This window comes from Arthrobacter sp. FW306-05-C (assembly GCF_021801725.1).
Taxonomy (GTDB): Bacteria; Actinomycetota; Actinomycetes; order Actinomycetales; family Micrococcaceae; genus Arthrobacter.
The window spans coordinates 2,204,142-2,229,162 of record NZ_CP084556.1 but is presented as its reverse complement, the minus strand read 5'-3'; the positions used below and the strand labels follow the sequence as shown (position 1 = coordinate 2,229,162).

At 66.0% G+C, this 25,021-nt stretch carries 23 protein-coding genes and 1 pseudogene; 14 read left to right on the top strand and 10 right to left on the bottom strand.

Annotated features, from left to right (window positions below):
- Positions 1-118 precede the first annotated feature (118 nt).
- The 4 genes from LFT44_RS10260 to LFT44_RS10245 all read left to right on the top strand — a co-directional run bounded on the left by LFT44_RS10260 (position 119) and on the right by LFT44_RS10245 (position 4,050).
- The gene (locus LFT44_RS10260; RefSeq protein ID WP_236802859.1) at positions 119-1,714 is read left to right on the top strand and encodes a phospholipase D family protein; all 1,596 of its coding nucleotides are present in this window, start codon (positions 119-121) and stop codon (positions 1,712-1,714) included.
- A gap of 95 nt (positions 1,715-1,809) precedes the next feature.
- Positions 1,810-1,983 carry a CsbD family protein gene (locus tag LFT44_RS10255; protein ID WP_142133841.1) on the top strand — a complete coding sequence of 58 codons (174 nt, stop codon included), beginning with the start codon at positions 1,810-1,812 and terminating at the stop codon, positions 1,981-1,983.
- A gap of 148 nt (positions 1,984-2,131) precedes the next feature.
- Entirely contained in the window at positions 2,132-2,968 is an 837-nt protein-coding gene (locus LFT44_RS10250) for a formate/nitrite transporter family protein (RefSeq protein ID WP_236802740.1), read from the top strand.
- Positions 2,969-3,024: 56 nt separating this feature from the next.
- Entirely contained in the window at positions 3,025-4,050 is a 1,026-nt protein-coding gene (locus tag LFT44_RS10245; RefSeq protein WP_236802737.1) for an NADPH:quinone reductase, read from the top strand.
- A 15-nt stretch (positions 4,051-4,065) separates the two neighbouring features.
- Here the strand turns inward: LFT44_RS10245 and LFT44_RS10240 are convergent, their stop codons facing one another.
- From LFT44_RS10240 to LFT44_RS10225, 4 genes are all read right to left on the bottom strand, one after another.
- On the bottom strand, positions 4,066-4,257 hold the full coding sequence (locus LFT44_RS10240) for a three-helix bundle dimerization domain-containing protein (RefSeq protein ID WP_236802735.1): 192 nt from the start codon (positions 4,255-4,257) through the stop codon (positions 4,066-4,068).
- 198 nt (positions 4,258-4,455) lie between these two features.
- On the bottom strand, positions 4,456-4,686 hold the full coding sequence (locus LFT44_RS10235) for a hypothetical protein (RefSeq protein WP_236802733.1): 231 nt from the start codon (positions 4,684-4,686) through the stop codon (positions 4,456-4,458).
- A 74-nt stretch (positions 4,687-4,760) separates the two neighbouring features.
- Positions 4,761-5,732, bottom strand: coding sequence for a glycosyltransferase family 9 protein (locus LFT44_RS10230; RefSeq protein WP_236802731.1), 972 nt, complete (start codon positions 5,730-5,732; stop codon positions 4,761-4,763).
- Positions 5,729-6,871, bottom strand: coding sequence for a glycosyltransferase family 9 protein (locus LFT44_RS10225; protein WP_236802729.1), 1,143 nt, complete (start codon positions 6,869-6,871; stop codon positions 5,729-5,731). Before LFT44_RS10225 ends, LFT44_RS10230 begins: the two co-directional genes overlap by 4 nt.
- Positions 6,872-7,077: 206 nt before the next feature.
- On the opposite strand from LFT44_RS10225, the gene LFT44_RS10220 reads away from it, so the two are divergent.
- The 5 genes from LFT44_RS10220 to LFT44_RS10200 all read left to right on the top strand — a co-directional run bounded on the left by LFT44_RS10220 (position 7,078) and on the right by LFT44_RS10200 (position 11,722).
- Complete coding sequence (locus tag LFT44_RS10220) at positions 7,078-7,380, top strand: DUF4193 domain-containing protein (protein ID WP_018761323.1); 303 nt, start codon at positions 7,078-7,080, stop codon at positions 7,378-7,380.
- 183 nt (positions 7,381-7,563) lie between these two features.
- Positions 7,564-8,304, top strand: coding sequence for a M50 family metallopeptidase (locus tag LFT44_RS10215; RefSeq protein WP_236802727.1), 741 nt, complete (start codon positions 7,564-7,566; stop codon positions 8,302-8,304).
- Between the two features lie 29 nt (positions 8,305-8,333).
- Positions 8,334-9,416, top strand: a complete 1,083-nt coding sequence (locus LFT44_RS10210; protein WP_236802725.1) for a glutathione S-transferase family protein — start codon at positions 8,334-8,336, stop codon at positions 9,414-9,416.
- A gap of 50 nt (positions 9,417-9,466) precedes the next feature.
- On the top strand, positions 9,467-10,576 hold the full coding sequence (locus LFT44_RS10205) for a serine hydrolase domain-containing protein (protein ID WP_236802723.1): 1,110 nt from the start codon (positions 9,467-9,469) through the stop codon (positions 10,574-10,576).
- Positions 10,577-10,669: 93 nt separating this feature from the next.
- Positions 10,670-11,722, top strand: coding sequence for an FUSC family protein (locus LFT44_RS10200; RefSeq protein WP_236802858.1), 1,053 nt, complete (start codon positions 10,670-10,672; stop codon positions 11,720-11,722).
- Positions 11,723-11,744: 22 nt separating this feature from the next.
- Here LFT44_RS10200 and LFT44_RS10195 read toward each other — a convergent pair whose 3' ends face one another.
- Genes LFT44_RS10195 through LFT44_RS10185 form a run of 3 tightly spaced genes read right to left on the bottom strand, consistent with a single transcriptional unit; the run spans position 11,745 to position 15,357 of the window.
- Entirely contained in the window at positions 11,745-12,656 is a 912-nt protein-coding gene (locus tag LFT44_RS10195; protein ID WP_236802721.1) for a MaoC family dehydratase, read from the bottom strand.
- On the bottom strand, positions 12,653-13,993 hold the full coding sequence (locus LFT44_RS10190; RefSeq protein ID WP_236802719.1) for a 3-oxoacyl-ACP reductase: 1,341 nt from the start codon (positions 13,991-13,993) through the stop codon (positions 12,653-12,655). Before LFT44_RS10190 ends, LFT44_RS10195 begins: the two co-directional genes overlap by 4 nt.
- 8 nt (positions 13,994-14,001) lie before the next feature.
- Positions 14,002-15,357: an acetyl-CoA C-acetyltransferase gene (locus LFT44_RS10185; RefSeq protein WP_236802717.1), complete on the bottom strand. Its 1,356-nt coding sequence runs from the start codon at positions 15,355-15,357 to the stop codon at positions 14,002-14,004.
- 19 nt (positions 15,358-15,376) lie between these two features.
- Between LFT44_RS10185 and LFT44_RS10180 the strand changes: the two genes are divergently transcribed.
- Entirely contained in the window at positions 15,377-16,147 is a 771-nt protein-coding gene (locus LFT44_RS10180; RefSeq protein WP_373462206.1) for a TetR/AcrR family transcriptional regulator, read from the top strand.
- A gap of 1 nt (position 16,148) precedes the next feature.
- Positions 16,149-18,263, top strand: coding sequence for an acyl-CoA dehydrogenase family protein (locus LFT44_RS10175; RefSeq protein WP_236802713.1), 2,115 nt, complete (start codon positions 16,149-16,151; stop codon positions 18,261-18,263).
- A 103-nt stretch (positions 18,264-18,366) separates the two neighbouring features.
- Here LFT44_RS10175 and glgA read toward each other — a convergent pair whose 3' ends face one another.
- On the bottom strand, positions 18,367-19,572 hold the full coding sequence (gene glgA / locus LFT44_RS10170; protein ID WP_236802712.1) for a glycogen synthase: 1,206 nt from the start codon (positions 19,570-19,572) through the stop codon (positions 18,367-18,369).
- A gap of 102 nt (positions 19,573-19,674) precedes the next feature.
- On the opposite strand from glgA, the gene glgC reads away from it, so the two are divergent.
- The 3 genes and pseudogenes from glgC (at position 19,675) to LFT44_RS10155 (ending at position 23,122) form a co-directional block, all read left to right on the top strand.
- Positions 19,675-21,084, top strand: coding sequence for a glucose-1-phosphate adenylyltransferase (gene glgC, locus LFT44_RS10165; protein ID WP_236802710.1), 1,410 nt, complete (start codon positions 19,675-19,677; stop codon positions 21,082-21,084).
- A gap of 96 nt (positions 21,085-21,180) precedes the next feature.
- Complete coding sequence (locus LFT44_RS10160; RefSeq protein WP_236802708.1) at positions 21,181-22,632, top strand: SDR family NAD(P)-dependent oxidoreductase; 1,452 nt, start codon at positions 21,181-21,183, stop codon at positions 22,630-22,632.
- A gap of 19 nt (positions 22,633-22,651) precedes the next feature.
- Positions 22,652-23,122, top strand: a pseudogene (locus LFT44_RS10155) (pyridoxamine 5'-phosphate oxidase family protein).
- 70 nt (positions 23,123-23,192) lie between these two features.
- Here LFT44_RS10155 and LFT44_RS10150 read toward each other — a convergent pair.
- Together LFT44_RS10150 and LFT44_RS10145 are read right to left on the bottom strand one after the other, a co-directional pair.
- Positions 23,193-24,044, bottom strand: coding sequence for a transglutaminase family protein (locus LFT44_RS10150; RefSeq protein ID WP_236802706.1), 852 nt, complete (start codon positions 24,042-24,044; stop codon positions 23,193-23,195).
- Positions 24,041-24,967, bottom strand: coding sequence for an alpha-E domain-containing protein (locus LFT44_RS10145; protein WP_142133862.1), 927 nt, complete (start codon positions 24,965-24,967; stop codon positions 24,041-24,043). Before LFT44_RS10145 ends, LFT44_RS10150 begins: the two co-directional genes overlap by 4 nt.
- Positions 24,968-25,021: the final 54 nt, after the last annotated feature.

Genomic DNA, 25,021 nt, shown 5'->3' with positions numbered 1-25,021 from the left:
CGGCTACTGGAGGCGGGGCCGCTCCTTTCACGGTCACCATTTGCGCCGGTACGTAGGCTAGTTTGGGAACCCAGTCGCCCGGTCCCCCGGGCCCCGAAAGGAGCACCGAGTGGAAAGCATGGTTGGCAAGTGGTTTCTGAATTGGGTTGAGCGCGGCAACCCCGCCTCTGACATCCAGGCAGGTGGTGCTGGAACTCGGGCGTGGTCGGAAGGCAACCTGGTCCGCCCCTTGGTTCACGGAGCAGCCTACTTCGCCAGGCTGCGGGATGAGCTGCGCGGCCTCCAGGCGGGTGACAGGGTTTGGTTCACCGACTGGCGCGGCGATGCCGATGAGCAGATTGCGCCAGACGGAACCACCATCGGCGGGTTGCTCGCCGGGCTGGCCAGATCGGGAGTGGAAGTGCGCGGCCTCGTCTGGAGATCCCACGGCGAGCGCATATCTGCGCCCATCAGCGGCCGCTCCAACGAACATCTCAGCCGGCAGATCAACGACGCCGGCGGGGAGGCCCTGTTGGATCAGCGGGTGCGCCTGTTCGGCTCACATCACCAGAAGCTGATGGTCATCCGCTATCGCGACGACCCCTCCCGCGATGTCGCCTTTGTAGGGGGAATCGACCTTTCGCACAGCCGCCGGGACGACGCCGGCCACGCCGGAGACCCGCAGGCGGTGAAGATGGATTCGCATTACGGCCCGAGGCCCCCATGGCATGACGCCGCCCTCGAACTGCGGGGCCCGGTAGTGGCCGATGTGCTGGCCGTGTTTGCCGAACGGTGGAACGATCCCCACCCGCTTGACCGCCATACGCCGTACCGGATGCTGTTGCAGCGCCTGGCCCGCATGCCCCGGCACCCCAAACCGCTCCCGGAGGCCGCTCCTCCCCCGCCTCCGGCCGGTCCGCATGCCGTTCAGCTGCTCCGCACCTACGGCCTGAAGCACCCGCCCTTCCCGTTCGCACCGAACGGCGAGCGCAGCATCGCGCGGGGTTATGCAAAAGCGTTCGGCCAGGCCCGTTCCCTCATCTACATCGAGGACCAGTATCTGTGGTCCAGCGAAGTGGCACACGGAATAGCAGCCGCACTGGAGCGCAACCAGGAACTGAACGTGATCATCGTGGTGCCCAGGTACCCGGACTCCGACGGGTTCCTCGGTGGTCCGCCCAGGCGCTTGGGGCAATTGCGCGCCATCAGCATGCTCCGCAAGGCCGCGCCGGACCGGGTGGGGGTGTTTGACCTGGAGAACAGCGAGGGGACTCCCGTCTACGTGCACGCCAAGATCTGCATTATTGACGACACCTGGTTCACCTGCGGATCCGACAATTTCAACCGCCGGTCCTGGACCACTGACAGCGAGCTCACCTGCGCCGTGATCGATACCTCCGCCGAAGGCTCACAGGACGGGGGAACACGTACCCCAGGGTCCCGCCCGCTCGCCAGGGAGCTGCGGCAGCAGCTGTGGGCCGAACACCTCGGCCTGGACGAAGACGACACCCAGCTCCAGATGGATGGGGCGCTGCAGTTATGGAACCGCACGGCCGATGCCCTGGACCGCTGGCACAGTACGGGCCGCCGTACGAAACGGCCCGCGGGACAGGTACGCCGCCATGCCCCGGAACCTGTCCCGCCCCTCCATCGCCTTTGGGCCGATCCGGTCTACCGGTTCATTGTCGACCCGGACGGCCGTCCCCGTGGGCTCCGCGGCACCACCCGCTTTTAGCCCCCGACGCCCGTGGACTTGAAAAATAGATCATAAGCATGCTTATGATGTTTCCAGCCGAATGCGAACGGCTGTCAACCACAGGAGGTAACACCATGGGACTGGGCGACAAGATCGAGAACGCTGCCGAAAAGGCCGGCGGTAAGGGCAAGGAAGCGGCGGGTAACGCCACCGGCGACGAGAGCCTGCGGGCCGAAGGCCAGGCGGACCAGGCAAAGGGCGGCCTGAAGCAGGCCGGCGAAAAGGTCAAGGACGCTTTCAAGGACTAAGAAACGGTCTTTTGGAAGGGGCGCACCCAGCGAACGGGGTGCGCCTTTTTCGTGCCCTCCCCCTTTGGCCAGCACACGGATGGGTGGGACCGGCTCCGGCGGGTACTTACCCAGTAGCATTCCAGGCGACCCGGCAGCGGAGAGGCACATGAGCGAAGAACGACGGCGGGAGCTCGGGGAGTCTGACGCCCCAGTTGAGCATGACCTTCAGGAGTCGTTCGAACGGACGGTGGGCCAGGGGGCCGAGCGGCTGCATCGAACCATGCGGAACATCCTTGTGACAGGCGTGTTCGGCGGTTTTGAGGTGGGACTGGGCATCATGGCGTACCTGGCAGTGCTCCATGAAACGGGAAACCATCTGATAGCGGGCCTGGCGTTCAGCATGGGGCTCATCGCCCTCCTGCTGGCCCACAGTGAGCTGTTCACGGAGAACTTCCTGATGCCTGTTGCGGCTGTCGCTGCGAAGGAAGCGAGCTACACCCAACTGGCAAAGCTGTGGGGAGGAACGCTCATTTCCAACCTGCTGGGCGGATGGATCTTCGTGTGGATCGTCATGGTGGCATTCCCCGAATGGTCAACGGTGGTCAGCGAGAGCGCCCACCATTTCGTTGACGCCCCGTTCTCCCTGCAGTCCATTGCCCTGGCCGTCCTGGGTGGAAGCACCATCACCCTCATGAGCAGGATGCAGCAAGGCACGGACAACGATGTGGCGCGCATTGTGGCCACCGTTATCGGCGGGTTCCTCCTGGCTGCGCTACCGCTCTTCCACTCAATCCTCGACTCCCTGCTGATCTTCGCCGCGATCCACTCGGGCGCGGACATCAGCTACGTGCAGTGGCTGGGCTGGTTCGGCTACACGCTGCTGTTCAACGTTCTCGGCGGCATCATCCTGGTAACCCTCCTGCGCCTGGTGCGGACAAAGGAACTTATTCAGAAGCGCCGCACGGAGGCACCCACTGACCCCGACGCCGCCCGCAACCCCTGACCGGCAGCGGTAGCTTGGAACCCGTAAGAATTATGCAACCGGACATGGGAGAAGACATGAAGGCAATCGTGTACGAAGCAACAGGTCCCTCATCTGTGCTCAAGCTGCAGGACAAACCGGTGAGTGATCCGGGTCCGGGCGAGGTCAGGGTCCGTCTGGTGGTGTCCGGAGTGAACCCCACCGACTGGAAGTCACGGTCGGGCAGTGGAAGCAACAAGCTGCCCGACCCCAAGGTTCCCAACCAGGACGGAGCCGGGGTTGTCGACGCACTGGGGTCCGGGGTGGCCGGTTTCAACGTGGGCGACCGTGTGTGGCTTTGGGATGTCGCATGGGCCGGTAACGAAGGTACGGCCCAGGAATACGTCGTGGTGCCTGCCCATAAGGTGGTGGCATTACCGGACGCCGAATCCTTCGATACGGGTGCCTCGCTGGGAATTCCAGCCCTGACAGCACACCGTGCCCTGACTTCGAACGAGGACGGCCCGGATCAGCTCTCCCCCGGAGCCCTGGCAGGCCGGAGTGTGTTGGTCACCGGAGGCGCAGGGGCTGTGGGGCATGCGGCCATCCAGTTGGCCCACTGGGCAGGGGCTTCGGTCATCACTACCGTCAGCGGAGACCGGAAGGCTGAGCTTGCCCGCCGTGCCGGCGCCGACACGGTTATCAACTACCGGTCCGAGGATGTGGTCCACGCCGTTAAGGCAGCAGCACCGGACGGCGTCGACATCATCGTGGACGTGAATGCGCCGGCGAACATCGAGACTGACCTGCAGGTCCTCAAACCCGGCGGCACGGTCTCCATTTATGCAGCCAACCCCGGGGAATCGCTCAATGTTCCCATCCGGGAAAGCATGACCAAGAACGTCCGCTACCAGTTCATCCTCACCTACACGGTCACGGATGAGCAGAAACAGCAGGCAGTGTCGGCAGTTGCCGGGGCCCTGGAAGCGGGTGCGCTGCGGGTGGGCGAAGACCATGGACTGCCCCTGACGCGCTTCACCCTTGAGCAGACGCCGGCGGCACATGATGCCGTGGAACAGGGAACAATCGGAAAGGTGCTCATCGACGTCGCACCTGCGCCTTAATCCCCGGCGCCGGTCTCAGCGCGAGAGGCGGTCCCGGGCGGCGTGTTCAACCAGGACAGGTATGAACGCGCGGACCCTGCCGGTGTCCAGCAGGCTGTGCTCCTGCTGGACCACGTCCTCGATGTGTTCCCTGGGCAGGGCGGGAAACTTCACCGCAAGCCTGTCCACCACGTCCCCCAGCGCCCGCAACTCTTCGCTTACTCCCATCGGGAAAGTGTCAGGGTTTCGGCGGATGCGGTCAAGACTTGACCTTCAACGCTGCGGCAGGCAGGGGCAGGGGCAAGCTGCGGCAGGCACACATTCAGCAGGCCAATGCAGCAAAGCCCACGACGGCGGGCGCCTGCCAGGGCGCGTCGCCCTCCCGCGGGTGCTCCACGCTGATGCACCCGCGGAAGACCGCCGTCGTCAGTGCGGGTGCAGCCTGCGGCTCCGGGGGCGCCGGCCCCGCCCTTGGGGGTGGGAACCGGCAGCCACCGGACGGTACTCAATCCGCCGCTTCTCCGCCCGGATGTCGCGCCGTTCCTGCCGCCGCGCTTTCCGTTCCGGCCGGTCGATGGCGGACAGAATCGTCAGCGTCACGGTGACCCACAGGAACGCTGTCCCCAACACCAAGGCGATTTCCAGCTCAGTGCTCATGCACCAATTTTAGGCCGCAGGGGCCGGACTCCAACCCTGCGGACCCACATCAACGGCGTGCAAATCCACAGTGCCTAGAGAAGCCCCAGGCTCCTTACGGCAGCCATGACATCGGGGACCTGGACGGCCAGCAGGGCAGGATCTGGCTGGGCTGCAAACGTGTCCCCGCGCCGGAGTTCCGCGCGGGTCAGGACCACATGCGGTCCCGGAGGAGGCCCCCAGATTTCCGGCGGGGCCGGCCCGAACAGCACCACGGAGGGCGTCCCGTACGCGGATGCCAGGTGCGCCGCTCCGGTGTCGGCTGAGACAACCAGGCGTGCGGCGGCGATCGTGGCAGCGAACTCACCAAGGCCCAGCACCCCGGCAAGAACGGTGGTGCCCGGGAGTCCTGCGAGGCGGCACACTTCCTCAGCCCTTACCCGTTCCGATGTCCCGCCGGTGAACACGACCTGGTGTCCCGCTTCTGCGAGCGCCGCTGCCACCGCCGCAAAGCGCTCTGCCGGCCACAACCTGCTGCCGTATGCAGCTCCCACATGCAGGACTGTGACGCCTGGGACCGGGCTGGGCATATGCGGCGAATTCAGCTGCACATCCAGCGGATCCGCCTCGATGCCATGCCATTCCACCAGCCGTACCCAGCGTTCGCGCTCGTGCAGCTCCGGCCGCCAGGGCGGACCGTCCCGGTGCGGGCTCCGGTGGCCCACGGTCTGCCGTGCCTTTAGCGCGTCGATCCGCCCCTGGCTCTCCGGACCGCTGCCGTGCAGGTTGACGGCCACATCCACCACGCCCGGTTCCATCGCCAGGGGTTCATCCAGGCCGTGCGTCGGCAGCAGCTCATAGCCGCCCACCAGACCCAGTGCTTCGGATAACCATCCCTGTGCCGCGTAGCGCAGCCGGTGCTCAGGGAAAGCCCGCCGGATGCCTTTGAGTGCCGGCACTGCGACCAGCAGGTCGCCCAGCTTCAAGGCGCGCAGGACCAGAAGTTCCGGTTTCCCATCGGCAGGAATCGTGTCGCCGGACTGCTGGGCGCTTTCGGCGCCGGTCATGCGTCCTGCTTGGCGAACGTCGTGGCGGTGAGGCTGAGGACGTCCTCATACACTTCAGGCACTCCGATTGTGGCCACCACTGAGTCGTCGTGGGCGCAGCGCGGGGCAGTCCAGCCGACCTGGGTGACGTCGATGCCGCAGGTGGGGCAGGTGGTGACCCAGGACGCGTGCACGCGGTGCAGGCTCCTGCCCAGGGCGCCGGCGTTGATCACGTTGCCCGCCCAGAAGATCCCCACCGTGGGTACGCCGAGCGCCTGCGCCAGATGCCGTGGGCCACTGTCGTTCGCCACGACAACATCAGCTTCCGCCAGCAGCGACACCAGTCCCGCCATATCGAGTGCCCCGGCCACGGAGCGGACGCCGGGCGATGCCGCCCGCTCGGCAATCCCCTCTGCCAACTCCTGCTCGCTGCTGTCCCCAACAGTGATCACCCGTGACCCGTCAGCCGCGCAGGCGGCCGCGAGTTCGGCGAACTTCTCCGCCGGCCAACGACGGCGGGGGTCGGTGGCACCGGGATGGATCACCACCAGCGGCTGGCCGGCTTCGCTGTTGGCAGCTTCCGTGGCTGCTCCACAATCAGCCGGCGACAGCCGGGCCTCGAGGTCAACGGGGAAGGCACCTGCGAATCCTGCCACCTCCAGGGCCCGCAGTGGTTCGTTCTGGTAGTAGAGGTAGGGGATGGTGCGTTCCAGGCTGGCGGCGTCGGGTGTCCTGGTGCCCACCGTGTGGCGCGCCCCGAGGCGCAGCAGGAAAGGATTGGAATACCGCCCGCCGCCGTGGACCTGGACGGCGAGGTCGAAGTTCCGGCTGCGCATCTGCGCGAAGAAACGCTCCAGTTCTTCCGCATCTTCTTCCCCGGGCCGGACTCCCTCGGCGAAGGGCAGGACCACCACCTCATCAACGGGGCTCTTCAGTGCCGCCAGCAGCGCCTTGTGGATCGGCGTGCCCAGCAAGGTGATGGTTGCTTCGGGGTAGGCCGCCTTCAGCGCCGCCATGGCGGGGATCGCGAAAATCAAGTCTCCCAAACCGCCCCCGCGCAGGACCACGATCCTGGACACGGCGTCGAATTTCTCCAGCACGGGACCGACACCCACGCCGACTTGTCCCGCACCGCCGAACTCTGCGGTGAGTTGCTCCAAAATCTGCCCCTTCCGTCACGCAGAGGGAACAGCAACCGGCCGTCCCTCCACTGCCCATGCCGCCGCATTCCGGTTCCAAACCCGCGGCCGCTCCTTTGAACCTTTACCCAATCGGCACCGGATCTACGCTCCCTGTTGGGGAATACCGGCTCCATGCTGTACGTTTCATACCCGACAGCCCATCAAAGAAAAGAGAAGCACCCAAAGTGGCAACCGATTACGATGAACTGCGTTCCGACGTCAAGGAATCGCAGGACAACTCACTCGAGCAGCTCCAGTCAGCGAATGCTCCCGACGCCCGCAGCGTTGTGCAGGAGTTGGACGAAGCTGACGGGCTGGACGGCGCCGGGGTCCCGGGTGGCGAATTCGTCGCTGAGGAGCTCGTAGTCCAGGTTATCCCGCAGGCTGAGGACGAGTTCACCTGCTACTCCTGCTTCTTGGTCCGCCACCGGTCCCAGATCGCCCGGCAGAAGGACGGCCACAGCTACTGCACCGAGTGCGAAGGCTAGGGCGACACGCTTCCGCCAGTGGCTAAAATCACCACCCTTGCCCGAAAGGCACGCCGCACCAGGCGTGCCTTTCGGCTTTAAGCACTCACCGCCAAGCATTCACCCAGCCCAGCTTCGTAAGGTTGGGCACACAACGTACGACGCCGGCACGCACCACCCCGGCCCGGCGGCCAGGAGGCAACGGTGGACAGCCCCGCCAGCTTGTGGAGCGCGTTCAGCGCCGCCTTCACCCAAACAAACGTACCCACCGTCACGTGGGTTGAGCTGCTCCTGTCCCTGGCGGCCGCCGTCGCCCTGTCCGTCCCGCGCCGCAGCTGGCGCTACTTCGGGCTCCTCGCCACCGCCACGCACGAACTGGGGCACGCGTTTGCCGCCGTGACCTCCGGGCAGCGGCTGGCAGGGATCCGGCTCCGGCTCGACCACTCGGGGACCACCACCACGTACAGCCGGAGCAGGCTGGCGGCCGCGTGGTCGTGTTTTTGGGGCTACCCGGTGCCTGCCATGGTTGGTGCAGCTTTCGTGTGGTGCGGGCTCAGTGGTTGGGGTCCCGCCGCCATGGCCGCCACTGCGCTGGTCCTGGCCACGTCGCTGGTCTTCCTGCGCAACCTGGCCGGATTCGCCATCACCGCATCAGCCATCGCCGGCACCGCCGCATTGGCGTTCCTGGCACCTGGGCCCGTCGTGGGCCACGTTACCGTCGTCCTCGGCATGGCGCTGCTGGTGGCTGGCGTCCGCGACCTGCTCAAGCTCACCAACGTCCACCTCCGCCGCCGGGACCGCCTGGGCAGCTCCGATGCCTACCTCCTGTACCGGGCCACCTCCGTTCCCTCGGGGATCTGGATCGCCTTGTTTTCGCTGATCGTCGCCGGGGCCTGGCTCGTGGCGTGGCAGCCTATCTCGGTGATCCTGCTGAAAGGTCCCTAGATTTCAGGGGCGGCGCATAGGCTGGTGGCATGAGCCAGGAAACGGAAAGCACCCGCACAGCGACCCACGCCACCAACGAGCACAGCACCCGCGGAGCCTATGTGACAGGCGGCGCGGAATTTACCCGCGACACCAACTACATTGAGGACCGCATCACCAGGGACGCCGCGCCCGGCAGCAACGGCGAGCCCGGCTGGCCGGTGGAGGCAGGGCGCTACCGCCTCATTGCCGCCAGGGCATGCCCATGGGCCAACCGCACCGTAATTGTCCGCAGGCTGCTGGGGCTGGAAGAGGCAATCTCGCTGGGCCAGCCCGGCCCCACCCATGATGCACGTTCCTGGACTTTCGACCTCGATCCCGGCGGCGTGGATCCGGTCCTGGGCATCGAGCGGCTCCAGGAGGCCTACTTCAAACGCTTCCCCGGCTACCCCCGCGGCATCACGGTCCCTGCCATCGTGGACGTGCGCAGCGGCGAAGTGGTGACCAACAACTTCCCCCAGATCACCCTGGACTTTTCGACGGAGTGGACGGAGTTCCACCGACCGGGTGCGCCGCAACTCTATCCGGAGCACCTCCGCGACGAGATCGACCAGGTGAACAAGCGGGTCTTTACCGAAGTCAACAACGGCGTCTACCGCTGCGGCTTCGCCGGCTCGCAGGAAGCCTATGACGCAGCATACGAACGCTTGTGGACCGCCATGGACTGGCTGGAGGACCGCCTCTCGCGGCAGCGCTACCTGGTTGGCGACACCATCACCGAGGCGGATGTGCGGCTGTTCACCACACTGGCAAGGTTCGATCCCGTGTACCACGGGCACTTCAAGTGCAACCGGCAGAAATTGAGCGAGATGCCCAACCTGTGGGGCTACGCCAGGGACCTGTTCCAGACGCCGGGCTTCGGCGACACCATCGACTTCGTGCAGATCAAGCGGCACTACTACATCGTCCATGAGGACATCAACCCCACCGGAATTGTTCCCGCCGGCCCCGCGTTGGGCGGATGGCTGGAAGAGCACGGCCGCGAATCCCTGGGCGGCCGGCCCTTCGGCGACGGTACCCCTCCGGGGCCGGTCCGGCCGGGTGAGGAAGTGGCACCGGGACACGGAGCCTAAAGCGGGCCAAACCCGGCGCGAGAAATCGCTTTCCTCCTACACTGAAAGGCATGCAGACTTCTCTTGGTTTTGTGGCGCCGGGGTACGAAAACGTGCTGGGCCTGTTCAAGTCCCTTCTCGCAGAGGACCCCCGTTACAGCGCGCAAGTCGCTGCCTACCAGCACGGGGTGCCGGTGGTGCACTTGGCGGGTGGGCCGGACATGGACGCCGAAACCCTGACCGGCGCATATTCCTGCTCGAAAGGCGTTGCCGCAATGGTCATCGCTCTGCTCGTGCAGGACGGCGTCCTTGAGCTGGACAAGACAGTGGCCCACTACTGGCCCGAGTTCGCAGTGCATGGAAAAGACCGGCTGCTGGTGCGGGAGGCGCTGTCGCACCAGGCCGGTCTTTTGGGCGTTGAGGGCGGCTTCGGGCTGGACGAGTTCACAACAGCCCGCGCCGCCGCCCGGCTGGCCGCTGCCGCCCCCGCATGGGAACCCGGCCGGCAGTTCGGCTACCACGCACTCACCATTGGCATCCTGATGGAGGAACTGTGCCGCCGCACCACGGGTGAGGCACTGCAGGACCTTTATGACCGGAGGATCCGCAAACCGCAGGAGGTGGAGTTCTTCCTCGGCCTTCCGGAGGACCTGGAACCGCGGTACCGGGATGTCCTCTACGAAGATGTTGCGAACCAGCCGTGGGTGGACCCCCTCAGCCTCGAAGGCCTCAACAGCAATGCACCCCTCAGCACCATCATGGAGCTGCCGAACATCCGGTCCGTGCGGGCCGCCGGTATGTCCGCGGCGGGCGGTGTGGGATCAGCAGACGGCCTCGCCCGGCTGTACGCGGCGGCGACCACCGGCGTCGACGGCGATGAGCCGTTCCTCACAGGTGGGACTGTCGCGGCAATGACACGGGAGCAGGTGTGGGGGCTGGACCGGTCCTCCGGACTGGACAATGCTTTCGCCGTCGTCTTCATGAAACCGCACCCCTCGCGGAACTTCGGAAGTTACCGTGCCTTCGGGCATGAGGGGGCCAATGCGGCCCTTGGATTTGCCGACCCCTCCTACGGCATGAGCTTCGGTTACATTCCCCGGCGGCAGGAAGAAGGGCGCACGCCGGGCCGGGCCCACCGCCTCGCCGCAGAGGTGCGGCGGTCAGCGGCCGGCTTGTCCTGAGGGTGCCCCGGGCCTACTGTGGTCCGGATGGGCAATACTCAGGCACGGCCGGATGCACGGTGGGCTCGGGGGACCCAACTACTCAAGCAATCGGTGGCGGGACTCTCTGCCGCCTTCGCAGCACAGCGGCTTCAGCTGGCTGCCAAAGCGGCTCTCGCCGCGGGGCTGGCTTTCGCCATCGCTCCCCACATGCCGGGCGCGGCGTCGCACTACGCCTACTACGCGCCGCTGGGTGCACTGGTGGCGATGTACCACAATGTCGCCGGGTCGGTGAAGCAAGGGGCGCAGGCTTTGGCGGGGCTTGCGATGGGGATTGGCCTCGCTTTCGTCCTGGTGAGCATCAGCGAGCCCTCACCCCTGACAGTCGCCCTTTTCATGGGGGTGGGAGTGCTGTTGGGCGGGTTGCCGGGCATCGGCTCAGGCAGCGATTGGATTCCGACGGCGGCACTCCTGGTGCTGCTGGTGGGCGGCAGCAATGCCGATGACTTTTCCTACGGTTACCTGGTGCAGATGGCTGCCGGCGTGGCGGTGGGCATCGCGGTAAATTTTCTGATCTTCCCGCCGCTGCACTTCAACGCGGCCGCCTCCAGCCTTGCAGACCTGCGGCTCGCACTGGGACGGCAACTGACCGACATGGGCGCGGCCCTGAAGGAAAAATGGCCGCCTGAGCATGAGGACTGGTCGCGCAGGTCGGACGAACTGGCCGAGGCGGCCAGGTCGGTGCGGCACCTGGTCAAGGAAGCCGACGCAAGCCGCCGGGCGAATCCGCGCCGGAAACTGCACCCGCGCGACATGGACCAGGATTACCGCGACCTGCAGGACCTGGAGCGCGTTACGTTCCACATCCAGGACATGACCGATGTGCTTTCCGATGTGATCTGGGAAGACGACGTACCCTACGCCATCCCGTTGCAGGACAACGAACCGCTGGCAGACGCCGTCACCGCAACCGGAGAGCTGCTGTCGGTCGATTCCAGCGGCGACACCGGGTCCCGGAAGGACGCGTATGCAACCGCCAAAGCGGCGGTGGAGGCCTGTATGGCCGCCACCGCCGGAAGGCCTGCGGCGCAGGGAACGGTCCCTGCCTCCGAGTCGGTCCTGCTCAGCCTTCACCGGATCCTGCGGGCGGTGCGGCCGAAGGACTAAGCCCCGAATCCGGCGCCAGGAGCTACAGCGCTGAAACAGTGCCGGTGAAGTGGCGCCGCCCGGAGCGCGGACTCCACGCAACAAAGTTGGAGTGCTTCCACGCCCCTGAACCGCTTTGTTCGGTTTCGATCTCCAGAGCCACCCGGGACGGCAGGAAGACCGGCGCTTCGAAGTCCACGTCCCAGATGAAGGAATCGCCCCGGGCGGGTCCCACATCTGCAAGGGCCCGCGAGGCCAGGTACATGCCGTGCGCGATTGAACGGCGCAGCCCCAGCGCTTTGGCCGAGAGCACACTCAGGTGTATGGGGTTGAAGTCCCCCGATACGGCGGCATAGGCACGTCCGGCATCCACTCCCAGCTGCCACAGGGCTGTTGGGTCAGGTGCGGTGAAGTCTGACTTTGCCGGGATGGCAGTGGGTTTGTCGATCCCGGGCAGGAACACGCCCTTGGCCAGGTAGGTGGACACCCCGCGCCAGTGCACCTCCCCAGAGCCGGCAGTCCGGACCTCCGCCACAACGTCCACCTGGGTGCCTGCACGGTGTCCGCGCAGATTTTCCACCCTGGCGGTCATGTCCAGAAGGTCGGTGAAGACCAATGGCGACCTCTGCTCCACGCTGTTGCGCAAATGGATCATGCCCAGCAGGGGCAGCGGAAAGTCGTCCCGGTTCATGACGCTCATGGCCAGGGGAAATGCGATGGCGTGGATGAAACCGGCCGGCAGGACGTCACTGGCCGTCTCACCGATCAGGTGCTGGTAGGCGGTGAGGTTTTCAACGTTGACAGCCACGCCCCTGACTTCATGGCTTTCAGCCGGAAGGACTGACGTGTCGTGGTTTCCCAGCAGCCTGCGGCGTGCTGCCATCGCGGCCGCATTGACGTAGAGCTTGGACAGGGAGGGCATTTCGGCCAGGATTACTGGTTGCTGGACTGTCATGCCCCCACCAGGTTCTGCCCGCACACCCGCAGCACCTCCCCGTTGATGCCGCCCGCGGCGTCGCTGGCCAGGAAAGCGATGGTTTCCGCAACGTCGGAGGGAAGGCCTCCCTGCTGGAGCGAATTGAGCCGCCGTGCCACCTCGCGCACGGCAAGGGGGATCCGGGCCGTCATCTCGGTTTCGATGAAACCGGGCGCCACCGCGTTGATGGTGCCGCCGAGGGACGCGAACAGCGGGGCGCTGGCCCGGACCATTCCCATCACTCCCCCCTTGGATGCGGCGTAGTTGGTCTGTCCCCTGTTACCGGCGATGCCGCTGGTGGAGGCAACTGACACGATACGCGGCGCAGGCCCCAAATGCCCGGATTGCAGCAGTGCCTCGTTGATCCGGAGCTGGGCCGCAATGTTGATGTTGATGACACTGTTCCACCGTGCCTGGTCCATGTTGGCCAGCAGCTTATCCCGGGTGATACCCGCGTTATGCACCACGATGTCCAGCCGACCGTGCCGCTGGACGGCATGGCCGATAATCCGTTGTCCCGCGTCCTCGCCGGTGATGTCCAGCTGCAGGGCAGTGCCCCGCACCTCGTTGGCTACGGACGCCAGCTGGTCCCCGGCCGCCGGGATGTCCACCAGGATCAGTGTGGCTCCATCGCGGTGCAGGGTCCGGGCAATCTGGGCTCCGATGCCGCGGGCGGCGCCGGTGACGACGGCAACTTTTCCTTCCAGCGGCCGTTGGGGGTCAGCGGGAAGCCCGCCGTCCTCAGTTGAAACCTTCAGGAACTGGCCGTCCACGAACGCGGACCGGGCGGAAAGGAAGAACCTGATGGCACCGAGGGTGCTGGGACTGATGGATGTGGTGCCGTCTGCCAGGAGTACGCCGTTACCCGTTGCCCCTGCCCGCAGTTCCTTGGCAAGGGAACGCAGGAAGCCATCCACCCCCTGCCGTGCCGCAGCGGTTTCGGGTGAGGTCGCCTCCGCTGCGGGACGCGACAACGTGATGATCCGGCCACCTGGCCGCAGGTCCCGGAGCGAGCCGGCCGCGGCCAGTACGGGCTTTTCCAGCTCTGCCGGGTGCTCCACCTCGTCGAGGACCAGGATGATGGCGCCGAGTTTTTCGGCCGGGACAGCGTGCCGCCTGACGTCAAGGTCCCAGGACAGCAGTTCCGCGGCCAGTTTGTCTGCCCCTGCAGTATCCCCCACGACGACGACGGGTCCCGTCACCAGCGGCTGGCCCGGCTCGTAGCGGCGCAGGACAGCGGGCTGCGGAAGGCCGAGCTTCTTTGCCAGGTTGCGGCCCAGGCCGCTGTTGACCAGTTGCGTGTATTTGTCTGCCATGCCGCCCCCTACAGAGATTCCAGGATCGCGACGACGCCCTGGCCGCCGGCTGCGCAAACGGACACCAGGCCGCGGGCAGGACGGCCGGTGGAAGCCGCCTTGGCGTGCAGCATCTTGGCCAGGGTGGCGACGATGCGGCCGCCGGTTGCGGCGAACGGGTGGCCCGCCGCCAGCGAAGACCCGTTGACGTTGAGGCGCGATCGGTCAATGCTGCCGAACGCACCTTCCAGGCCCAGGCGGGTGCGGCCGAACTCCTCGTCCTCCCATGCAGCCAGTGTGCTGAGGACAGTGGCGGCAAAGGCTTCGTGAATCTCGAAGTAGTCAAAGTCAGCAAGCGTCAGGTTTTGCCGGGCCAGGAGCCGTGGCACAGCGAACACGGGCGCCATCAGCAACCCGTCCTTGCCGTGCACAAAATCCACCGCAGCAGCCTCGGCGTCAACCACGGCGGCCAGCTTGGGCAGGTCCCGGGCGTCTGCCCATTCGTCGGAAGCCAGCAACACCGTGGAGGCCCCGTCCGTCAGCGGCGTGGAGTTGCCTGCGGTCATGGTGGCATCTGCACCGAGGTTGCGGCCAAAGACCGGCTTCAGGGAAGCGAGCTTTTCCTTTGAGGTATCGGCGCGGAGGTTCGCGTCGCGCGTCAGCCCGCGGTACGGGGTCAGCAGGTCATCAAAGAAGCCTGAATCGTAGGCGGCGGCCAGGTTGTGGTGGCTGTTCAAGGCCAGCTCGTCCTGGGCTTCGCGGGAGATTTTCCACTGTGCGGTGGTGAGGGCCTGGTGCTCGCCCATGGTCAGGCCGGTACGCGGCTCTCCCGTACCGGGGGCCAGCGGCGCCAAGTCCTTGGGTCGCAGCCGGCTCAGGATCTGCAGCCGCTGGGGAAGTGTCTTGGCGCGGTGCAGGTCCAGGATTACCTCGCGAAGACCTTCGCTGACAACCACCGGTGCGTCGGATGCCGAATCAACGCCGCCGGCGATGGCCGAGTCGATTTGACCCAGCTTGATCTTGTTCGACAGCCCCACAACCGTTTCAAGGCCTGTGGCACATGCCTGCTGGAGGTCGTAGACGGGAGTTTCGGCCGAGAGTGCCGTGCCGAGTACGGCTTCCCTGGTGAGGTTGAAATCTTTGGAATGCTTGAGCACCGCGCCCGCTGCCACCTGGCCGATCCGCTCGTCCTGAAGTCCGAAGCGTGCGATCAGGCCGTCCAGGGCAGCGGTCAGCATGTCCTGGTTGGAAGACTTTGCATAGGCGCCGCCGGCGCGGGCGAACGGAATCCTGTTTCCGCCGACGACCACCGCCCTGCGGGTTGGCGGGACGGCGGCTGAGGCTGATCCATCAGGCGCGGGGGTGGACTGTCCGTCTATGGACATGGAAGGCTCCTCGGGTCACATGCGGTTACCGATACCCAGCGTACCTGATACGCTGGGTATCGTGAACTTTCAGGACACAAACATCTCTCCTTCCATCGGGCTTCAACAACCCGCAAGCCCGGACGGGCGTTCCTCGCGCTGGCAAAGCCACCGCGAGGAACGCCGCACAGAGCTGATCAAGCAGGCCCGCCGGGCAGTGCATGCACTGGGCAGCGACGCCTCGATGGAGGACATCGCAACTGCCGCCGGGACCTCCAAATCGGTCTTCTACCGCTACTTTGGGGACAAAGCCGGGCTGCAGCAGGCTGTGGGAGAAGTGGTCCTCAGCCAGATGCAGCACCGCATCCAGGAAGCTGCGCAAAGTGCCGTCACACCCCGGGAAGGGCTGCTGGCGATGGTATCGGCCTACCTGCAAATGGCGGACACCAGCCCCAACGTCTACGCGTTTGTCACAAGCTATGCGCCGGCTGACCAGCCCGGCCCTGCCCATCCTGCAGCCGCAGGCGGCCCGCTGGGACACTTCTTCGACGCCATCGCGGACATGATCGCCAAACCGATGCGCTCGCACCTGGGCGACGTCGGAGAAGCCGTCATCGGCTACTGGCCCAAGGCGGCCATCGGCCTGGTGCGGAATGCCGGCGAACAGTGGCTCAGCACCCCCGAGTCCCCTGCCAAGCCAACCCAAGAGAGCATGGCGCGCCAGATCACGGCGTGGCTGTGCGTTGGCATAGCCCCTGAGCTCACCCCTGCTTCACCAACCACCAAGTTATCCGCCAAAGAAGGACTGTGACATGACTGATGTAGTGGAACGCCAAGCCGGCAAGGGCCTCCGCCCCGCGGCAACGCCTGCCGCCACTCCGGACAAAAGTTCCGAACCCGCCGTCGACGTCGAGGCATTGGGCAGGCAGCTCCTGGGAAAGTGGGCCGATGTCCGCCGCCAGGCGCGGGACCTGGCAGCCAGGCCGGAACTGCACAAAGTGGAGGGCCTGACCCACACGGACCACCGTGAACGCGTCTTCGGCCAGCTCAAATACCTCGTGGACAATGAGGCCGTGCACCGCGCCTTCCCATCTGACCTGGGCGGCTCGGACGACCACGGCGGAAACATCGCAGGTTTTGAGGAACTGGTGGTGGCCGACCCCTCGCTCCAGATCAAGGCCGGCGTCCAGTGGGGACTCTTCGGTTCCGCGGTGATGCACTTGGGCACGGCTGAACACCACGCGAAGTGGCTGCCGGGAATCATGAGCCTCGAGATCCCCGGCTGCTTCGCCATGACCGAGACCGGCCACGGCTCAGATGTGGCCAGCATCGCCACCACCGCCACCTACGATCCCGACACCGAAGAATTCGTCATCCATACCCCCTTCCGGGCGGCCTGGAAGGACTACATCGGCAACGCCGCCACTGACGGGCTGGGCGCCGTGGTCTTCGCCCAGCTGGTCACCCGCGGCGTGAACCATGGAGTCCACGCCTTCTACGTGGACCTGCGGGACCCCCGGACCAAGGAGTTCCTGCCCGGCATTGGCGGCGAGGACGACGGCATCAAGGGTGGCCTCAACGGCATCGACAACGGCCGCCTGCACTTCACCAACGTCCGCATCCCCAGGACCAACCTCCTGAACCGGTATGGCAACGTTGACGTGGACGGAAACTACACCTCGCCCATCGCCAGCCCCGGCCGGCGCTTCTTCACCATGCTGGGCACCCTGGTCCAGGGTCGGGTATCACTGGACGGTGCCGCCGTCGCCGCCTCCAAGGTGGCTTTGAAGGCGGCCATCCAGTACGCCACCGAGCGCCGCCAGTTCAATGCCTCCTCCCACACCGAGGAGGAAGTCCTCCTTGACTACCAGCGCCACCAGCGGCGGTTGTTCACCCGGCTGGCCACCACCTACGCGGCCGCCTTCGCCCACGAACAGCTGCTGGAGAAGTTCGACGACGTCTTCTCCGGTGCCCACGATACCGACGCGGACCGCCAGGATCTGGAAACCCTGGCTGCAGCGCTGAAGCCGCTGAGCACCTGGCACGCCCTGGACACCCTGCAGGAATGCCGGGAGGCCTGCGGCGGCGCCGGGTTCCTGATCGAAAACCGCTTCGCCTCGCTGCGTGCGGACCTGGACGTGTACGCCACGTTCGAGGGCGACAACACCGTTTTGCTTCAGCTGGTGGCCAAGCGCCTGCTGGCTGATTACGCCAAGGAATTCCGCAACGTCGACTTCGGCGTCCTGGCCCGCTACGTGGTGAACCAGGCAGCCGGCGTCGCAGTCCACCGTACCGGCCTGCGCCAGGTGGCCCAGTTCATGGCGGACACCGGATCGGTCCAGAAGGCCGCGATCGCGTTGCGGGACGAGGAAAGCCAGCGTGCGCTCCTCACGGACCGGGTGCAGACCATGGTGGCTGAGGCAGGAGCTGCCCTTAAAGGCAGCAAGCGCCTGCCGCAGGACAAGGGCGCCGCCCTGTTCAACCGGCACCAGAACGAACTCATCGACGCCGCCCAGGCACACGCCGAACTGCTGCAGTGGGAGGCCTTCACGGAGGCCCTCCATCAGGTGTCGGACCCGGGAACCAGGAAAGTGCTGACCTGGCTGCGTGACCTATTCGGCCTGTCGCTGATCGAAAAGAACCTGTCCTGGTACCTGATGAACGGCCGCCTTTCCATGCAGCGGGCCCGCACGGTGGGCGGCTACATCAACCGGCTGCTGGAGAAGATCCGTCCGCACGCGCTGGACCTCGTGGATGCCTTTGGATACGGCGAGGACCACGTCCGTGCAGCCATTGCCACCGGTGCCGAAAAGACGCGCCAGGACCAAGCCCGGGCACATTTCCGGAACCAGCGTGCCAGCGGCCAATCCCCGGTGGATGAGAAGGTGCTTATCGCCCGGACCGCTGCCGGAGCCCGGAAGGGCTGACCTGCCGGGAGCGCCCAAGGCACTCCATGCGATGCCGGGAAATTACGACGGCGCCGCTCCCCTATCAAGGGGAGCGGCGCCGTCGTTATTTGTACTTGGACGATCAGCCGGCGGCCGGCAGTACAGAGCGGTACACCTCAAGGGTGGTCTCGGTGATGGACTCCCAGGAGAAGTGCTTTTCGGCGCGTTCCCGGCCGGCGCGTCCCATGGCGCGGGCGCGGTCGGGATCGGACACCACTTCTGTGAGGGCCGCAGCAAACTCCTTGACGAACTTCTCCGGATCCAGGGGCGTGCCCGTGCCGTCCGTCACCTGCTCCAGGTCGACCAGCAGTCCGGTGCGGCCATGCTCCACGACCTCGGGGATGCCGCCGGTGGCACTGGCCACCACCGCCGCCCCACAGGCCATGGCTTCAAGGTTGACGATGCCCAGCGGCTCGTAGATGGAGGGGCAGGCGAACGCGGTGGCGTGGCTGAGCACCTGGATGAGCTCGTGGCGCGGCAGCATCCGTTCGATCAGTACCACGCCCGTGCGCTGCTTCTGCAGGTCCTCGATCAGGGCCGCGGTCTCTGCTGCGAGTTCCGGGGTGTCGGCCGCGCCGAGGCACAGGACCAGCTGGACGTCGGCCGGTAGCTTCGCCGCCGCCCTCAGGAGGTAGGGGACGCCCTTCTGGCGTGTGTTTCTTCCCACAAAGACGACGCTCGGCTTGGCCGGGTCGATGCCAAGGGCGCGGACGGCGTCGTCGTTTTCGTCACGCTGCCACAGCTCCACGTCGATGCCGTTATGCACCACCCGGACCTTCGCCGGGTCCACGTTGGGGTAACTGCGCAGGATGTCCTGGCGCATGCCTTCGGACACCGCGATGATCGCGGCCGCAGCTTCATACGCTGTCTTCTCCACCCAGGAGGAGAGGGCATAGCCGCCACCGAGCTGCTCAGCCTTCCAGGGCCGCAGCGGCTCGAGGCTGTGAGCGCTGAGGACGTGCGGGATTCCGTGTAGCAGAGACGCCAGATGGCCTGCCATGTTGGCGTACCAGGTGTGCGAATGGACCAGGTCCGCGCCTTGGACGTCCGGCACAATGCGCAGGTCCACACCCAGGGTCTGGACCGCCGCGTTCGCCCCGCCGAGGTCTTCCGGGACCTGGTAGGACGTTACCGTCGCGCCATGATAGTCGGCGTCACGGGGAGCGCCAAAAGCACGAACCTGCAGGTCAACGTGCTTACTAAGCACCCTGCTCAATTCGGCTACATGCACCCCGGCGCCACCGTAGATCTCCGGCGGGAACTCTTTAGTCACAATGTCTATTCGCACAAGACCCAAGGTAGTCGTTCACGGATAACTGTTCTAGTGTGAAGGAGTCCGGGCATACCGGACTGTCTTGGGGAGTTACGAAGGCGTACAGGAGCGACCATCATGCCGTTAACCAAAAAAGTCCTGGCCATTGTCCTCGCAGGCGGCGAGGGAAACAGGCTTATGCCACTGACGGCAGACCGGGCCAAGCCCGCCGTGCCCTTCGCCGGCAGCTACCGCCTCATCGACTTCGCGCTGTCCAACCTGGTGAATTCCCGCTACCTGCAGATCGTGGTGCTGACCCAGTACAAGTCGCACAGCTTGGACCGGCACATTTCAGAGACCTGGCGGATGTCCACCCAGCTCGGCAACTACATCGCTTCTGTCCCGGCGCAGCAGCGCGTGGGCAAGAGCTGGTTCCTGGGCAGTGCCAACGCCATCTACCAGTCCCTGAACCTCATCCATGACGCCAACCCCGACATCGTGGTGGTGGTCGGCGCGGACCACGTGTACCGGATGGACTTCGCCCAGATGGTTGCCCAGCACGTCAACAGCGGTGCCAAGGCCACCGTGGCCGCAGTACGGCAGCCGCTGCACATGGCCAACCAGTTTGGCGTCATCGAAACGGACCAGAACGACCCCCAGAAGATCGCGGCGTTCGTGGAAAAGCCCGCCAGCACCCCCGGTCTTGCCGCGGACCCCTCCCAGTTCCTCGCCTCCATGGGCAACTACGTTTTTGATGCCGACGCCCTGGTGGCCGCGCTGCACGTGGACGCCGAGCGCCTTGACACCAAGCACGACATGGGCGGGGACATCATCCCCTACTTCGTCAACCGCGGCGAGGCAGGTGTCTACGACTTCACGCTCAACGACATCCCCGGCTCCACCGAACGCGACCGCACCTACTGGCGCGACGTAGGCACCATCGACTCCTTCTATGACGCCCACATCGACCTCATCTCCCCGCTGCCGGTCTTCAACCTCTACAACTCCGAGTGGCCCATCTACACCCGCCAGAGCATTTCGCCGCCGGCCAAGTTCGTCCGCGGCAAGAACAACACCGTGGGCACGGCGCTGGACTCCATCGTCGCCAACGGCGTGGTGATTTCCGGCGGCGTGGTGGAAGGATCGGTGCTGTCCAACGACGTCTACGTGGCCACCAGCGGCCGCGTCATCGACTCGGTGCTGATGGACAAGGTGCAGGTGGGCGAAGGGGCCGTCATCAACCGCGCCATCCTGGACAAGAACGTCAAGGTCCCCGCGGGAGCCGCCATTGGACTCGACCCGGACCTTGACCGGGCCCGCGGCTTCAAGGTCACCGAATCCGGCATTACCGTCCTGTCCAAGGGCCAGGAGGTCCCGGAGCCGGGCGAGGAAGAACGGAAGCTCGCGGCGAAGCATGTCGGCGTCCTGCCCAGTGCGATCAGGGCCGCCGCGGAGCAGTACCCCGACATGCGCGAGGCCGCGGACAAGGTTGCCGGCACGCATGCTGCCGCAGCCGCGGAGGCCGCGCCGGCCGGCAGGGTTTCCTGACGCCCGAGTCGCCGCCGCTTTACCCGCAGTAAGCCAGCAGGCCGGGGCACCACCGATGGTGCCCCGGCCTGCGGCGTACGCTGTAAAATTTTCCCAATGAGCTCCCCCGATCTGACCCCTGAGGACATCCAGGCCTGCCTCAAGGTCCTGAACACCATCCACGCGTACGACGAGGAGCACCCGGACTACCTTGCAGTCCGCCGTGCGACGGGAAAGATGTTCAAGGCGGTCAAGCGCCACCGCAGGGTCACCAAGCGCGATTCGATCGCCGAGGCTGACCGCGCCGTTATCGCCCAGACCGCCACGGCCGCGCCGGACCGGATCGATGACGAGACCCGTGGCAATAAGCTGGCACCGTCCACCACCGGCAAGGTTGCAGGCCACCTCATCAGGTCCCGCCCCTGCTACATCTGCAAGCAGCACTACACCCAGGTGGACGCGTTCTACCACCAGCTGTGCCCCGAATGCGCCGCCTTCAGCCACAGCAAGCGCGACGCCCGGACTGACCTCACCGGGCGCCGGGCCCTGCTCACCGGCGGCCGCGCCAAGATCGGGATGTACATCGCCCTGCGCCTGCTGCGCGATGGAGCGCACACCACCATCACCACCCGGTTCCCCAAGGACGCGGCCCGGCGCTTCGCCGCCATGGAGGACAGCGGCGAGTGGCTGCACCGGCTCCGGATCGTGGGCATTGACCTGCGCGATCCTGCCCAGGTCATGGCCCTCACCGACTCGCTCAATGAAGCCGGCTCGCTGGACATCATCATCAACAACGCCGCCCAGACGGTGCGCCGTTCCGGCAATGCCTACAAGCCCCTGGTCGATGCCGAGGACGAACCCCTCCCCGCGGCACTGGAGCACGCCAACGGCGGCCCGGAGCTGCTGACCTTCGGCCACGCCCATGACAAGCACCCGCTGGCGATCGCCGGCAGCGTCACGGAACATCCCGTCCTGGCCGGCGATGCCGTCACCTCCCTCGCGCTGTCCACCGGGTCCGCCTCGCTGGAACGGATCGCCTCGGGCACGGCCATCGACGCCGGCGGGCTGGTTCCCGACCTGGCCACCATCAACAGCTGGACCCAAGTAGTGGACGAGGTGGATCCGCTCGAAATGCTCGAGGTGCAGCTCTGCAACGTCACCGCGCCGTTCCTGTTGGTCAGCCGCCTCCGCGACGCCATGAGGCGCTCCACTGCCCGGCGGAAGTACATCGTGAACGTCTCCGCCATGGAGGGCCAGTTCTCCCGCGCATATAAGGGGCCCGGGCACCCCCACACGAACATGGCCAAGGCCGCCCTGAACATGATGACGCGCACCAGTGCGCAGGAAATGCTGGACACGGATGGAATCCTGATGACGGCCGTGGACACGGGCTGGATCACCGACGAACGTCCGCACTTCACCAAGGTCCGGCTGATGGAGGAAGGCTTCCACGCTCCCCTGGACCTGGTGGACGGCGCGGCCCGGGTCTACGATCCCATCGTCATGGGCGAAAAGGGCGAGGACCAGTACGGCGTTTTCCTGAAGGATTACAAGCCCAGCCCCTGGTGATGCGCGGTATGCTCACGGCATGAGCAACGAGTCATCCAGCCAAGTGCAGAACCTCGAACACCACGAATGCTGGGCCATGCTGCGGACGGTGTCCGTGGGCAGGCTGGCAGTGCTGGCGGACGGCCGTCCGGATATCTTCCCGGTGAACTACACCGTGGACGGCGGCACGCTGGTTTTCCGGACCGCCCAGGGAACCAAACTGTCCGCAGCCACCGGAGGCGAGGCCGCCGTTGCCGTCGAGGCGGACGGGGTGGACCCGGACACGGGATTGGCCTAAAGCGTAGTGGTCAAGGGCACCGCCGCCCTGGTTAAAAGCACCGAAGAAGTGCTGGAGACGTCCCGCCTGTACCTTTTCCCGTGGCAAGCGGGGCGGAAAGACGCCTTTGTCCGCATCACGCCGGATTCGGTGACGGGGCGCCGCTTCAAGGTCACGGATCCGATGACCTGGTGGACGCAGATCAACGGCTCTGCCAAGGCGTCGCAGGAATAGGCCCAAAGCCGGTCAACAACAAATTACGACGGCGGGTTCCCCGGCCAGGAAGGCCGGGGAACCCGCCGTGTCAGGCCAGTTGGGTGATTTCCACGCTTACTTTGAGGGCGGACCCGCCGCCCCCGGACAGAATGCCCTTCAGCGGGGGCACGTCCCGGTAATCGCGGCCCCTGGCCACGGTGACGTGGAAGTCGCCGGCGGGCTTGTGGTTGGTGGGGTCCCAGCTGCGCCAGTCCCCGTCCCACCATTCAAGCCAGGCGTGCGACTGCCCGGCAACGGTCTCCCCGATGCCGGCGCTGGAGCGCGGGTGCAGGTAGCCGGAGACGTAGCGCGCGGGAATGCCGCAGCTGCGCAGGGCGCCGATGGCCAGGTGAGCCAGGTCCTGGCACACGCCCTTGCGCTGCCCCCAGGCCTCTTCGGCGTTGGTGGTGACGGCGGTGGAACCGGACATGTAGGTCATCTCCCCGCGCATCCAGGCGAAGACGGCCATGGCCGCCTCATGCGGGTTCTTCCCGGCCACGACATCCGGGATGATGCCCAGCACTTCGTCGCCCGGGCCGCTCAAGCGTGACTGCGGCAGCCAGTCACTGAAGGCATCAAGGGTTTCCGGGGACTTCAGGTCCTCCCAGCCCACGATGTCGGCTTCCGCCGGGATCTTCTCCGCCCGGTGCACCTCGACGGTGATGTTGGAAACCACCTCGAGGCTCTCGTGGGGCATCTGCATGTCGAAGGCCGTGACCCTGGTCCCCCAGTAGTCCCGGTACGTGCTCACCGCCGCCTGCGACGGAGCCACCTTCACCACGGATTCCAGGACCACCTGCTGCGAATCGGTCAGCGGGGTCATCCGGGCCTCGTTGTAGGACAGGGTCACCCGCTTGTTGTACTTGTAGGCCGTCCTGTGGACGATGCTCAACCGGGTCATGACACTTCTCCCACCCAGGCAAGTTCATCCGCCTGATTGAAGTACTTACGGGAAATGGCGTCCGAGGCCTGGGACACTGCCTTCTGCACCCGTTCCATGTGTTCGGGCAGCTCGGACATGAGATCGTCCGTGCGGTGGAATTCCAGGAAGGTCCGGGCCTGCCCCACGATGCGGCGGGCGTCGTTGATGAAGCCCACGCGCTGCGCGGACGGGTCCAGCTTGGCCAGGCACTCGTCGGCGTCCCGCAGCGCATAGACGATGGACCGCGGAAAGAGCCGGTCCAGGAGAAGGAATTCGGCGGCATGCTGGTCGCCGAAGGCCGCGCGGCGCGTACGGAGGAAGGATTCGTAGGCGCCGGCGCAGCGGAGCATGTTGACCCAGGACATGCCCGCGGAGAGCACGTCGCGGGTGGAGAGCATGCGTGCCGTCATGTCCGCGCGTTCCAGGGAACGGCCCAGGACCAGGAAGAGCCAGCTTTCGTCATGGCTCACCGTGGTGTCGGCAAGGCCGCTGACCATGGCGGTACGCTCCAGGGTCCAGTTGCAGAACCGGTAGGTGCCCACCACGTCCTTGCGGTGCTGGCTCAGCCCGTAGTAGGTGGTGTTCAGGCTCTCCCACAGTGCAGAGGACACGGTCTCCCGGGCCCGGCGCGCGTTTTCGCGGGCAGCACCCAGGGACCCCGCGATGGAGGTGGCACTGGTCTTGTCATAGGCCAGGGCGTGGAGCAGTTCCGGCAGGCCGAAGTCCTCGCTCTGCGGCCTGGCGCCCATGACGGCCAGGAGTTCCTGCGCCACGCTCTTGCGTTCCTCCATGGGGAGGTGGTTCAGGCGTTCCAGGTGGACGTCGAGGATGCGGGCGGTTCCGTCCGCCCGCTCCACGTAACGGCCGATCCAAAACAGGGACTCGGCAATACGGCTAAGCATTCGCGGCTACCTCCTGCGCGCCCGGAACTAAGTTGGAAAAGAAATGCCCGACGG

Coding starts and splice junctions, on each gene's coding strand:
- LFT44_RS10260 (WP_236802859.1), top strand. CDS start 119: ATGGTTGGCAAGTGGTTTCTGAATTGGGTTGAGCGCGGCAACCCCGCC.
- LFT44_RS10255 (WP_142133841.1), top strand. CDS start 1,810: ATGGGACTGGGCGACAAGATCGAGAACGCTGCCGAAAAGGCCGGCGGT.
- LFT44_RS10250 (WP_236802740.1), top strand. CDS start 2,132: ATGAGCGAAGAACGACGGCGGGAGCTCGGGGAGTCTGACGCCCCAGTT.
- LFT44_RS10245 (WP_236802737.1), top strand. CDS start 3,025: ATGAAGGCAATCGTGTACGAAGCAACAGGTCCCTCATCTGTGCTCAAG.
- LFT44_RS10240 (WP_236802735.1), bottom strand. CDS start 4,257: ATGGGAGTAAGCGAAGAGTTGCGGGCGCTGGGGGACGTGGTGGACAGG.
- LFT44_RS10235 (WP_236802733.1), bottom strand. CDS start 4,686: ATGAGCACTGAGCTGGAAATCGCCTTGGTGTTGGGGACAGCGTTCCTG.
- LFT44_RS10230 (WP_236802731.1), bottom strand. CDS start 5,732: ATGACCGGCGCCGAAAGCGCCCAGCAGTCCGGCGACACGATTCCTGCC.
- LFT44_RS10210 (WP_236802725.1), top strand. CDS start 8,334: ATGAGCCAGGAAACGGAAAGCACCCGCACAGCGACCCACGCCACCAAC.
- LFT44_RS10205 (WP_236802723.1), top strand. CDS start 9,467: ATGCAGACTTCTCTTGGTTTTGTGGCGCCGGGGTACGAAAACGTGCTG.
- LFT44_RS10195 (WP_236802721.1), bottom strand. CDS start 12,656: ATGACAGTCCAGCAACCAGTAATCCTGGCCGAAATGCCCTCCCTGTCC.
- LFT44_RS10190 (WP_236802719.1), bottom strand. CDS start 13,993: ATGGCAGACAAATACACGCAACTGGTCAACAGCGGCCTGGGCCGCAAC.
- LFT44_RS10185 (WP_236802717.1), bottom strand. CDS start 15,357: ATGTCCATAGACGGACAGTCCACCCCCGCGCCTGATGGATCAGCCTCA.
- LFT44_RS10180 (WP_373462206.1), top strand. CDS start 15,377: ATGCGGTTACCGATACCCAGCGTACCTGATACGCTGGGTATCGTGAAC.
- LFT44_RS10175 (WP_236802713.1), top strand. CDS start 16,149: ATGACTGATGTAGTGGAACGCCAAGCCGGCAAGGGCCTCCGCCCCGCG.
- glgC (WP_236802710.1), top strand. CDS start 19,675: ATGCCGTTAACCAAAAAAGTCCTGGCCATTGTCCTCGCAGGCGGCGAG.
- LFT44_RS10160 (WP_236802708.1), top strand. CDS start 21,181: ATGAGCTCCCCCGATCTGACCCCTGAGGACATCCAGGCCTGCCTCAAG.
- LFT44_RS10150 (WP_236802706.1), bottom strand. CDS start 24,044: ATGACCCGGTTGAGCATCGTCCACAGGACGGCCTACAAGTACAACAAG.
- LFT44_RS10145 (WP_142133862.1), bottom strand. CDS start 24,967: ATGCTTAGCCGTATTGCCGAGTCCCTGTTTTGGATCGGCCGTTACGTG.